Genomic DNA, 11,032 nt, shown 5'->3' on the forward strand with positions numbered 1-11,032 from the left:
AACTATTGTAAGAAACCTATAAAAGTAGTCAAGATAAAGGCGTTGATAAAATCTATAAAGAACGCTCCTACCATTGGTACAATTAAAAAGGCTTTGTGTGAAGGTCCAAAACGCTCGGTAACCGACTGCATATTAGCTACTGCCGTAGGGGTAGCACCCAAACCGAAACCACAATGCCCTGCACAGAGTACCGCCGCATCGTAATTAGCCCCCATCAAGCGGAAAGTAACAAAATAGGCGTACGTACACATCACAAAAGTTTGTACCGCTAAGATGATAAACATCGGTAATGCTATGTCAAACAGTTGCCAGAGTTTTAAGTTAATTAGAGCAATTCCTAAAAAGAGACTTAATGAGGCATTCCCAAATACATCTATAGCACGATCGAACATATTCACTTTGAAGGCATTAGTAAGAATATTACGCAAGAATACCCCAAAGAATAAAGCCCATACAAATTGTGGAATAGTAAGTTTTTCAGGCAACCAAGCCGTTACCGTAGGAGATACCATTATAGCCGAAAACGACAGACAAGCGGCAAACAGCGCCATTGTTTCTATTGCCGATTTTGAAGTAATCAAACGCTGTTTACCCGCATTTTCAAATACTTCTACTACAGCATCAAGAGTATTGTCATTTTGTTTTTCTACAGGTTTTCTTCCTAAATTGTTCACCAATTTACGCGCTACAGGACCTCCTATGAGTCCGCCGAGTATCAACCCAAAAGTAGCCGAAGCCATACCGAGGCTTGTTGCCCCTTTAATACCATAGTCAGTCTCTAATATTTTGCCCCACGCCCCTGCTGTGCCGTGTCCGCCCGTAAGTGTGATAGAACCTGTAATCAAGCCCATAATAGGATTTTGTCCTAAACTTGTAGCTAATGTAACTCCTACTGTATTCTGTACTACAATAAACAGCGCTACTACTCCTAAGAAAATGATAAGTCCTTTACCACCAGCTTTTAGTCGGGAGAAATCAGCACTAAGCCCAATAGAAGAGAAGAAAAAGAGCATAAAAGCGTCTTGTAGGTTTGTATTGAAGTCTAACGAAATCTCGTATTTGATATACAACAGATAGATGATAACAGCAGCCAAGAGTCCGCCTGCTACAGGTTCAGGGATATTGAAATCACGCAAGATTTTTATTTTTGTTACTAATAAGCGTCCTACCAGTAATACAAGGGTAGCAATAATTAGGGTATAATAAGGGTCGATGATAATGGATTTCATTATGTTGGGTTTTAAAAAAGTTTTTTATTCTTTGAAAAGGACTTTATAAGCAAGCATTCCCACCCCTAAGTACAGTAAAAGGGTGGGAATGCCAAATTTAGAGGTTAAACTCATTGTTACTCCTCACTTTCTTTCATAGTGTGATATACATTTTGGACATCCTCGTCTTCTTCGATTTTTTCCAAAAGTTTCTCTACATCAGCCTGTTCTTCAGGGGTGAGTTCTTTGGTTACTTGTGGAATACGCTCAAATCCTGAGGATAAGATTTCAATACCTCGGCTTTCCAACTCTTTTTGGATAGCTCCAAAACTCTCAAAAGGAGCATAGATAAGGATTCCATCTTCATCTACAAACACTTCTTCAGCTCCAAAATCTATCATTTCGAGTTCCAACTCTTCAGGGTCTATACCTGTAGCATTGATACGGAAGTTACAAGTGTGGTCGAACATAAATTCTACAGAACCTGAGGTACCTAAAGTACCATTACACTTGTTGAAGTAACTACGAATATTCGCTACAGTGCGGTTATTGTTGTCGGTTGCGGTTTCGATAAGCAAAGCAATACCGTGAGGGGCATAGCCTTCAAAGAGTACTTCTTTATAGTTAGCAGTATCTTTTTCACTTGCTTTTTTAATAGCACGCTCAATATTTTCTTTGGGCATATTGGCGGCTTTGGCATTCTGTATTACGGCACGCAAGCGTGAGTTAGTTTCAGGGTGAGGTCCGCCTTCTTTTACTGCCATTACGATGTCTTTCCCTATGCGGGTAAATGTCTTTGCCATTGCAGCCCAACGTTTAAATTTACGGGCTTTTCTAAATTCAAATGCTCTTCCCATTTATATTACTTAGTTTTTAGTTATTAGTCGTTAGGGGTTAGGGGTTAGGGGTTAGGGGTTAGGGGTTAGGAGTTAGTTAGTTATAGTTTTTAGTTGTATTTTGTCGTTTTCAAAGTGCAAAGGAGTTTCAGGAAAATCGAGTTTGGTAAGGCGTTTCATCTCTTCAAATACCTTACAATCATCGTCGAGTAACAATCCATTGGCTTTAGTTTGCTTTACAGAGAGTACATCGGCATACAGAAAGTCGCCTTTGCGATTGATTTTAATATTTAGCAAAGGGGCAATTCCATTAGGACCTTGCAAGCTAAATCGTCCGTAGGTGTTGAAATTTCCCATACTATAAGCGATAAACTTACCGTTGTACACTTCTACAGCACGTGTTACGTGAGGGCCGTGCCCCAATACAATATCAGCACCTGCATCGATTACTGAGTGCGCAAATTTATAGACATTTCCTCTATTTTCACCAAAAAAGATCTCATTGGCACGTGGTACACGGGTACTTTTAGAGCCTTCAGCCCCTCCATGAAATGATACAATCACAATGTCTACTTGCGGGCGTAATTCCTTTACTAAATCAGTAGCTTGGTCGATATTGTTCACCGATAACATATTGCTATTAGGCGAGAAAGCACAAAAACCGTATTTCACTCCATCTTTCTCAAAGATAACCGATTTATTTTCTACGGGGCCTGCGTGATATATACCTACTTCATCTAATATTTTAGCTGTATTGTGTCGCCCTTTCTCACCAAAGTCATTAGCGTGGTTATTCGCAGTACTCATCAGGTTAAAACCTGCCTCTTTGATAATTTTGCCATAACGGTTAGGCATCCGGAAAGCGTAACAAGTACCTTCAGCTGAGTTTTTACATTTATCAGAAGTACCTGTATCAAGAATCGCTCCTTCTAAATTGCCGAATACAATATCTCCTTTTAAATAAGGTTTTACATATTTAAAGCTCTCAACAGCATCATCTTTTGGGAGATATCCTTCAGGAAATCCTGAACCTATCATCACATCACCTACTGCCACTATACTGAGAGTATCCTTAGTAGTGGCAACTGCAAGACTATCTGTTTGTGCCGAAATATAAGAAGTTATTATGAGAGCTATTGAGAAGAAATATTTTTTCATAGTAATATAGTTCTATTTTTCAGCAATTACTTGCACGCCTCCTTTTACCTTGTCGCCTAACTTTACTTTCACTTTAGTTCCCAAAGGCAAATACACATCTACACGTGACCCAAATTTAATAAATCCAGCATCCTCTCCTTGTACAGCGGTATCGCCTACTTTAGCGTAATTTACAATGCGTTTAGCCAAGGCTCCTGCTATTTGTCGGTATAACACTTCACCAAATACAGGATTATCAACCACTACAGTAGTACGTTCGTTTTCTTCTGAAGCCTTCGGGTGCCATGCTACTAAGTATTTACCTGGGTGATACTCACTATAAGTAATTTTACCCCCTAAAGCATAACGTGTTACGTGCACATTGATAGGCGACATAAAGATGGATACCTGCAAGCGTTTATCTTTGAAATACTCTTTTTCAAACACTTCTTCTATCACCACCACCTTGCCATCTACAGGGGCTATGATGTGTTGGTCATTTCGAGGTGTTATGCGTTTAGGATTTCTAAAAAACTGCAAAATAGCTACCAAAAATAGGAGAGCTACTACCTGAATGGATTTTTTAAGCCATAGTATATCAACGAAATAATGCGCTATTAGCGATACTCCTATCACTATAAATAGCGTTACGAGAATAATCTTAAAACCTTCTTTGTGAAACATTATTATTTATTTTAGGGGGCAAAGATAAGAAAAAATTGACAATTAGCAATTATCAATTACTAATTGTCAATCAAAAGGCTAATAGCTATGGATAACAACTCTTAGCTCTACACGTCGTGCTTCGGCAGGTGTAACCTGCGGGTCTATTCCTTTAAAAGCAGTTAGTATACGTTCGCTACTTATTCCTTTAGCTTTTAATATTTGAGCTACATTTACAGCACGTTGCATTGACAATACATTGTTATATGCAACACTTCCTACCTCACTTGCGTACCCTTCTAAAAGTATTGATAACTCGGGATGTGTTTTTAGCATTGTTACCATCTCATCTATAGTAATAGAGTCGTAAGTTAAGGGCTCTGACTTGTTATTAGCAAAATAAAGTACAGCTTTTTTATGTCCATACGCAGCTAACAACTGCTCCAATTCACTTCGTCTTTCAGCCGAAATTTGCTTAGGTACTCCTGTAGCTGTTACATTTTGTACCACTATAGGAGTTTGAGATGCTGTTGTAGGTGTAACTGTTGTTGCACGTGCATTTTTTGTAGCTATTCCTACTCCTGTATTGGCAGCCAAAGCCGCTAAAAGCAATTGTTGTTGCTTGCGTAACTGATCTACACTTTTCGACAATTGCGCCACCTGTTGTGCGATAGCAGTAGTACTACTTCCTGTTTGAGATACTGCCATAGGAGCCACTGTAGTGCGAGGCATTACACGAGAGGTAGTAGTACTTGCTGTGCGAGGTATTGCAGTGTTATGCGCGATAGCGGTGTTTGTAGCTGTACGCATTGCAGCAGTATTAGTTGCTGTACGTGCTACTGCAGTATTACTCGTTGTTCCTACTGCTACTGTTGAACTTTTGGTGGCAAATTTACTTTCATCAGCTACTGCCGAAGTGTAAGGCATCTCTTTTTGTTTATATTTTACAGCCGATAGCATACTGTCCAACTCCTTATCTCTGAGATTAGTGAGCTCTGCTCTCCCTATTTGTTCTAATAAGTATTGCAGTTCATCTACCGTCATTACTATCTCTGTTTTTGTTTTATTAGGGGCTACTTGTGCATACATACTATGTACACACAATAATAGCCCCCCTATAATGTAATAGATATACTTCATAGTTATTTTGATGCAGGTATTTCTATTTTCTCTTCTTGAATTTCACCTTTTGAATCTTGCATTTCCAAAAGAAGTTTTTCCAATCGGTCGATACGTTGTTCAGGACTTTTTACTTCTCCCTCTCTAATGCGTTTTACTACATCGTTTATTAGCTGTTGTAGTTCTTCAGGAGTCATACGCACTAAGCGCACTTGCTCTGAGGCAGGATAAGGCAAACGCTCAGCTACATAGGTGTTTCTAAGATTTTCCCACTGTTGTTTTTCTTTTAACAAACGGTTAGCATTTGCAGTATCACCATTTTGGTAAGCCATTTGTAGTTGCTTTTCAGTGGCAGTTATCTGGCTGTTGTAGTAAGCTAAGTTTCGTTTTTCAGGAGAAATAGTAGAAGCAACATTTGTTGTAGTTGTAGTTGTAGGAGTAGCAGCCCAAACTGTAGCCGCTTCAGCTGCTCCTAATTCCTGTTCATACAGTTCTTTTTCTACTGATTTAGCCAACTTAATTCTTACCCCTGCATTATAAAATACATTGCTTTGCAATTTATGTACTGAACTCAAGGCTGAAGATACATTCTCATTACGAGTAGTATACATTAAATTGGCTATTCCAAAAAGTTCGACACGCTTTCCTAAGGGTATTGCTAATCCTACACCTCCTTTGGCAAAAATACCTGAGGTATTGGTATTGCTGGCTACTTTGCCTACATAGTCATCGCCTACTTTCATATAGCCTACACCTATTTGCAAATAAGGAACTACTCCTTTGGCTACATTCAATCGGGCTAAGAAATCTCCCCCATATATTGATAGTTTATCAAAATCAGCAGAGAATTTCTCATCTTTCATAGCACGGTGATAGTAACCTCTAACACCTATGTACTCAGTGAAATCTACCCCCAATGCCAAACCTCCAAAGTAGGCATCACGCAAATTGCTATCATCGCTGAAGTTTAAGTAACCGAAAGTAGGTTCTATCACTACTTTAAAACCTTTTAGACTTGTATATACCTGGTCTAACTCGGTTAATTCATTAGGATTACGACCTCCTAAGTAAAGTTCTAAGCCTGCTCCTACACTCCACGCCAAATGACTTTTATCTTCTACATTATTGTTTATCCAACTATTGTAAGCCGATGTATTAACTTCTGTTGGTTTATAAAGTATATTTCTAGAGTCTAATGAAAAGTGAGTAGCTTTAGCTTCTACATTCAAAGTAAGACGGCGGGCAAGATTAAATTTAGAACCTATCCCTAAACCAAAATACACTTGATTTTGACTCAAATCATTAGCTTTGATAGTTTGCACACCTGAACCTAAAGTAACATAAGGCTGAAAAGAATAAGCCATTGGGATATTGCCTTTTAGCTCTCCACCCCAGCGATATATAGATACATCTTTAGCTTCAAATACATTGCTAATAGCAGCAGGAGCATCATAACCATCAAGAGTTGATTTCAGCCCTATTGAATGCTTATAAGAACCTAATAGTTCTAAATTTCTACCAAAACCAAAGCCTACATAACCTCCTGCCATAAAGCCATTAGTTACAGCTGTTTTCTTTGGCAACCACACATAGTCAGCAGTAGGTGCTACAGCAAAACTAATGTCCTTTACTTGTGCAACAGCCGAAACTGATAAAAGCACGAAAGCGCTAACGCTTAAAAAAGTTTTTCTCATTTCTTTTTAAATAATTTTTATAGTATGTTTTTTAGTTATAAAACCTAATTTTTAAATTTAGGTTAATTCTCAATTGCAAAAGTACAAACTAATTAGTTAATGAACAAATTTTCAAACTCTTAATTTGAAAAATATTTTGCTATTCAAAAAAAACTTCGTACTTTCGCAACCTAATTAATTTATTTCATCAAATCGCAATGAAAAAACTATTTATTTTGTCGTTAGCCTCTTTAGGCTTTGTAGCTTGTGGTGAACGAGCTGATTACATCGTGCTATCTGGTAAAATTGATAGCTATAACGGTCTGCCTCTGAAAATTACAGGAGGTGATTTCAAGTCCGATTTACATATCAATCAAGACGGGACTTTCCGCGATACTTTGAAAGTAGATACTAACTACTTCTATTACACTATTGGTAACCCTATGTACGGTGTTCAAGTGCCTGTTTATTTGGAAAAAGGAAAAGAAACAGCTGTGAATATCAACCTCAACAGCAATCCTATTGCAGCCACTTTCACTGGAGCTAATGTAGATATCAATAACTATTTACAAAAGAAAAATGCTCTTTACTTTCAAGTGCAAAACGGATTGGAAAAAACTTTTGCTCAAAAACCTGAAGACTTCAAAAAGAGTATTATAGCAATAGGACAACAATACCTCAACCTTCTCAATGGTGAAAAAGAACTCTCTAAAAAATTCGTAACTACAGAAGCTAAAGCCATCAATTATGAATTGCTTTATATGAAAAGCCTTTACGAGGGTGCTCACCAAGAACTTACTGGTGAAGAGGTAAAACTCCCTAAAGAAATAGCTGATGAATTGGCTCGTGTGGACTACGACCTCTCTCAAGACTTTGACATCTATGCTTATTACAAAGCTTTGGTTATAAGTAACTTCTATGAAAAATACCAAAGTGCTAAAGAGAATGAAAATCCTTGGGATAAAGTCATCAAATACTTTAAAACTCTCAAATCTGAAAACATCAAAAAAAGCCTTTCTCGTTCACTTATCAGCGGTATTTCAGTAGCAAATACTCCAGAAAACAACAAAAAGCTCGCTGAAATAGTAAAAGCTAATGTGAAAGATGCTGAAGGTGTTGCAGAAATTAACAAACGCTTAGCTAACCTCGAACGCCTAAAAGAAGGTAATCCTTTCCCTGCTTTTGAAGCGCAAGATATACAAGGCAACACTGTTAGTTCTGAAAGCCTCAAAGGCAAATTAGTTTACATTGATATTTGGGCTACTTGGTGCTTACCTTGCCGTAAAGAAATACCTGCGCTCAAAGCACTGCAAGAAGAGTATAAGGATAAAGATATCACTTTCGTAAGTCTTTCTGTTGATGATGATAAAGAGGCTTGGAAAAATGCAGTAACCACTGAAAAATTAACTGGTGTACAATTGCACAAAAACGTACAAATGTCACCTGATTTTGCTGAAAACTACGACCTTACAGGTATTCCACGTTTTATCTTGGTAAACAAAGACGGAAAACTTATCAGTATCAATGCTCCTCGTCCTTCTGAGGCTAAGATAAAAGAACTTATCAACGCAAATCTATAACAGAGACTTTTTTCATATTGATTGATAACTTTGCTAAGGCTATAAAAGGCTTTAGCAAAGTTTTTTTCTGATTAACTCATCGACAAATTCACAAATTAACTATGGCTCAATCTCTCATATTTGAAGAATACAACCTCCCTAATGGACTACACGTGATTCTTCACCCTAATAATGCCGCCCCTGTGGTAACTATAGGGGTAATGTATCACGTAGGTGCTAAAGACGAAGATCCTACCCGCACCGGCTTTGCTCACTTTTTTGAACACCTCCTCTTTGAAGGTACTCAAAATATTGCACGTGGCAAATGGTTTGATATTGTATCGGCAAATGGCGGGCATAACAATGCCTTTACAACACAAGACAAAACGTATTATTACGAAGTTTTTCCCTCTAACAACCTGCAATTAGGCTTGTGGATGGAAGCTGAGCGTATGCTCCACCCTGTTATCAATGAGATTGGAGTAAGTACTCAAAATTCAGTGGTAAAAGAAGAGAAAAACCAACGTATAGACAACGCTCCTTACGGTAGAATAATGTATCGTTCAGCTATCAATCCTTACCTTTTTAAAAAACACCCCTACTCCGGCACTGTGATTGGTGAAGTAGAGCATTTAGATGCTGCCAGCTTAGAAGAATTCATCGCTTTCAAAAAGAAATTCTACAATCCTAACAATGCGGTATTAGTAGTCGCTGGCGATTTTGATACCCCAACTACCAAAGAATGGATAGAGCAATACTTAGCAACAATTCCTAATACGGGCAATGTGATACAACGCACAAAAATAGAAGAAGCTCCTATCACTGAAACTATCGAGGTAACCGAATATGACCCTAACATTCAAATTCCTCTTAAACTATATGCCTATCGCACTCCTGCAATGACGGACAAAGATTCGTATACTATAGACTTGCTTTCTAATATCCTTACCGATGGTAAAAGTGCTCGCCTCTACAAAAAAATGATTGACGAACATCAAACTGCTTTACAGGTATTAGCATTTTCGGATGCTCAAGAAGATTATGGCGTTTATATAATGGGAGCGCTCCCTATGGACGGGGTGAGTTTAGAAACTTTAGCACAAGAAATGGATGAGGAAATTGAAAGACTACAAACTGAACTCATCAGTGAACGAGAATATGAAAAGTTACAGAACCAAATAGAGGCTAACTTTGTGGCTCAAAACAGCAATATGGAAGGAATTGCCCTTTCTTTAGCTGATAACTATACTTTCTATAAAGATACAAACCTCATCAACAAAGCAATAGACCACTACCGTGCTATTACTCGTGAGGATATTAGAGAGGCTGCTCGCAAGTATTTAGACAAAAAACAACGTTTAGACCTCAATTATTTACCTTCAGTTCAATAAGTAAACAAAAATGACACATATAGACCGCTCTATACAACCTACCCCAGGAGCTGCTCCTATTATCAATTTAGGAACTCCTATTACACATAGTCTTCCGAACGGACTTACGCTATTGATAGTAGAAAACCACCAACTTCCTCAAGTAGGCATCCGTCTCTCCTTAGACGAATGTCCAGAATTAGAAAAAGAAAAAAAGGGAATTTCCGACCTTATTTCACTAATGGCGGGCAATGGCTCTACCTCTATCAATAAAGACGATTTTAACGAGGAAATAGACTACCTCGCTGCAACACTCTCTATCGCTCCTAATAGTGCATACGCTCAAGTACTCTCTAAATATTTTCCGCGAGTATTAGCACTCATTGCTGATGCTGCCCTGCACCCTAACTTCACTGAGGAGGATATGGAAAAAGAAAAAGCGCGCATTATCCAAAGTATCCGCGCCAACGAAAGTAATGCTGAAGTGATTATGAAACGCGTACGGCAAACCTTGCGCTACAGTACGGCTCACCCTTACGGCGAATACATTACCGAAGCACACATCGCTGCCCTCACCTTAGACGATGTAACTAACTATTACCGCAAACGTTTTGTACCTAACAACGCCTATTTGGTTGTTACAGGTGATGTAAACCCCGAAGAGGTAATTACTTTAGTAAAACAACATTTCGCTGATTGGCAACCTTATTCAGAAGAAACTCCTGCTTTATATATCCCTGAGAATGTGAGTGAAACGCAAATCAACTTTATAGATTTGCCCAGCGCGGTACAATCGGAAATACAAGTTACAAACCTCATTGACCTCAAGATGTCTCACCCTGATTACTTCCCTCTGTTGGTAGCCAACAGTATTTTAGGTGGAGATTTTGGCAGTTATATCAATATGAATTTGCGGGAAGAACACGGCTATACTTATGGAGCTTTTTCTACTTTCAAAACGGATAAATGGACAAAAGGCAATTTTAGCATCAAGACCAAAGTAGGGAATGCCGTAACAGCACCTGCTATTAGGGAGATACTCAAAGAAGTGAAGCGCATACAAACTAGTGTAGTGAGTGAAGAAAAGTTGGCACAAGCCAAAGCACAGTACTTGGGTCAGTTTGTACTGGCTACCGAGCGTCCGCAGACGATTGCCAATTACGCTATCAATGTAAAAGTGCGTAACCTACCTGAAGATTTTTACAAGAACTATATCGCCAAGATTAATGCAGTAACTAAAGAAGATGTACAACGAGTTGCTAATAGTTATTTTCTATTAAAAAACTTCAGAATCATCATCGTAGGCAAAGGTAGTGACATAGCTGATGAACTTAAAAATATCAACTTCGATGGAAAGAAAATCCCTATGAAGGAGTTTGATAGCTATGGGAATGAGAAGTGAAAGGTGAAAAAAGAGGCTGTCCAAAAAGTTTAGTTTAAACTTTTAAGGACAGCCTCTTTTTTTTT

The 11,032-nt window shown here is 38.4% G+C and carries 9 protein-coding genes; 3 read left to right on the forward strand and 6 right to left on the reverse strand.

What is annotated here, in order from left to right; translation table 11 throughout:
• Positions 1-2: 2 nt before the first annotated feature.
• The 6 genes from gltS to JMN12_RS03940 all read right to left on the reverse strand — a co-directional run bounded on the left by gltS (position 3) and on the right by JMN12_RS03940 (position 6,657).
• Positions 3-1,229, reverse strand: a complete 1,227-nt coding sequence (gene gltS / locus JMN12_RS03915; RefSeq protein ID WP_203137296.1) for a sodium/glutamate symporter — start codon at positions 1,227-1,229, stop codon at positions 3-5.
• 116 nt (positions 1,230-1,345) lie between these two features.
• Positions 1,346-2,065: a YebC/PmpR family DNA-binding transcriptional regulator gene (locus JMN12_RS03920; protein WP_009414036.1), complete on the reverse strand. Its 720-nt coding sequence runs from the start codon at positions 2,063-2,065 to the stop codon at positions 1,346-1,348.
• A gap of 72 nt (positions 2,066-2,137) precedes the next feature.
• Positions 2,138-3,202, reverse strand: coding sequence for a CapA family protein (locus JMN12_RS03925; RefSeq protein ID WP_203081291.1), 1,065 nt, complete (start codon positions 3,200-3,202; stop codon positions 2,138-2,140).
• 12 nt (positions 3,203-3,214) lie between these two features.
• Positions 3,215-3,865 (reverse strand): phosphatidylserine decarboxylase family protein, encoded by a 651-nt coding sequence (locus tag JMN12_RS03930; RefSeq protein ID WP_009414034.1) that lies wholly within the window; start codon positions 3,863-3,865, stop codon positions 3,215-3,217.
• A 78-nt stretch (positions 3,866-3,943) separates the two neighbouring features.
• Positions 3,944-4,984 carry an OmpA family protein gene (locus JMN12_RS03935; RefSeq protein WP_203137298.1) on the reverse strand — a complete coding sequence of 347 codons (1,041 nt, stop codon included), beginning with the start codon at positions 4,982-4,984 and terminating at the stop codon, positions 3,944-3,946.
• A gap of 2 nt (positions 4,985-4,986) precedes the next feature.
• Positions 4,987-6,657, reverse strand: a complete 1,671-nt coding sequence (locus JMN12_RS03940; RefSeq protein ID WP_203137300.1) for an outer membrane beta-barrel protein — start codon at positions 6,655-6,657, stop codon at positions 4,987-4,989.
• Between the two features lie 197 nt (positions 6,658-6,854).
• Here JMN12_RS03940 and JMN12_RS03945 point away from each other — a divergent pair, with 197 nt between their 5' ends.
• The 3 genes from JMN12_RS03945 (at position 6,855) to JMN12_RS03955 (ending at position 10,967) form a co-directional block, all read left to right on the forward strand.
• Positions 6,855-8,216: a TlpA family protein disulfide reductase gene (locus JMN12_RS03945; RefSeq protein ID WP_203137302.1), complete on the forward strand. Its 1,362-nt coding sequence runs from the start codon at positions 6,855-6,857 to the stop codon at positions 8,214-8,216.
• Positions 8,217-8,317: 101 nt separating this feature from the next.
• Positions 8,318-9,586, forward strand: coding sequence for a M16 family metallopeptidase (locus JMN12_RS03950; RefSeq protein WP_203137304.1), 1,269 nt, complete (start codon positions 8,318-8,320; stop codon positions 9,584-9,586).
• Positions 9,587-9,596: 10 nt separating this feature from the next.
• Positions 9,597-10,967, forward strand: coding sequence for a M16 family metallopeptidase (locus JMN12_RS03955; RefSeq protein WP_203137306.1), 1,371 nt, complete (start codon positions 9,597-9,599; stop codon positions 10,965-10,967).
• Positions 10,968-11,032 lie beyond the last annotated feature (65 nt).

Source organism: Capnocytophaga genosp. AHN8471 (assembly GCF_016806945.1).
In the GTDB taxonomy this organism is placed as follows: Bacteria; Bacteroidota; Bacteroidia; order Flavobacteriales; family Flavobacteriaceae; genus Capnocytophaga; species Capnocytophaga periodontitidis.

Excerpts from the sequence above, each read along its gene's own strand:
- JMN12_RS03950 (WP_203137304.1), top strand. The coding sequence starts at position 8,318 with ATGGCTCAATCTCTCATATTTGAAGAATACAACCTCCCTAATGGACTA.
- JMN12_RS03945 (WP_203137302.1), top strand. The coding sequence starts at position 6,855 with ATGAAAAAACTATTTATTTTGTCGTTAGCCTCTTTAGGCTTTGTAGCT.
- JMN12_RS03935 (WP_203137298.1), bottom strand. The coding sequence starts at position 4,984 with ATGAAGTATATCTATTACATTATAGGGGGGCTATTATTGTGTGTACAT.
- JMN12_RS03925 (WP_203081291.1), bottom strand. The coding sequence starts at position 3,202 with ATGAAAAAATATTTCTTCTCAATAGCTCTCATAATAACTTCTTATATT.
- gltS (WP_203137296.1), bottom strand. The coding sequence starts at position 1,229 with ATGAAATCCATTATCATCGACCCTTATTATACCCTAATTATTGCTACC.
- JMN12_RS03930 (WP_009414034.1), bottom strand. The coding sequence starts at position 3,865 with ATGTTTCACAAAGAAGGTTTTAAGATTATTCTCGTAACGCTATTTATA.
- JMN12_RS03940 (WP_203137300.1), bottom strand. The coding sequence starts at position 6,657 with ATGAGAAAAACTTTTTTAAGCGTTAGCGCTTTCGTGCTTTTATCAGTT.
- JMN12_RS03955 (WP_203137306.1), top strand. The coding sequence starts at position 9,597 with ATGACACATATAGACCGCTCTATACAACCTACCCCAGGAGCTGCTCCT.
- JMN12_RS03920 (WP_009414036.1), bottom strand. The coding sequence starts at position 2,065 with ATGGGAAGAGCATTTGAATTTAGAAAAGCCCGTAAATTTAAACGTTGG.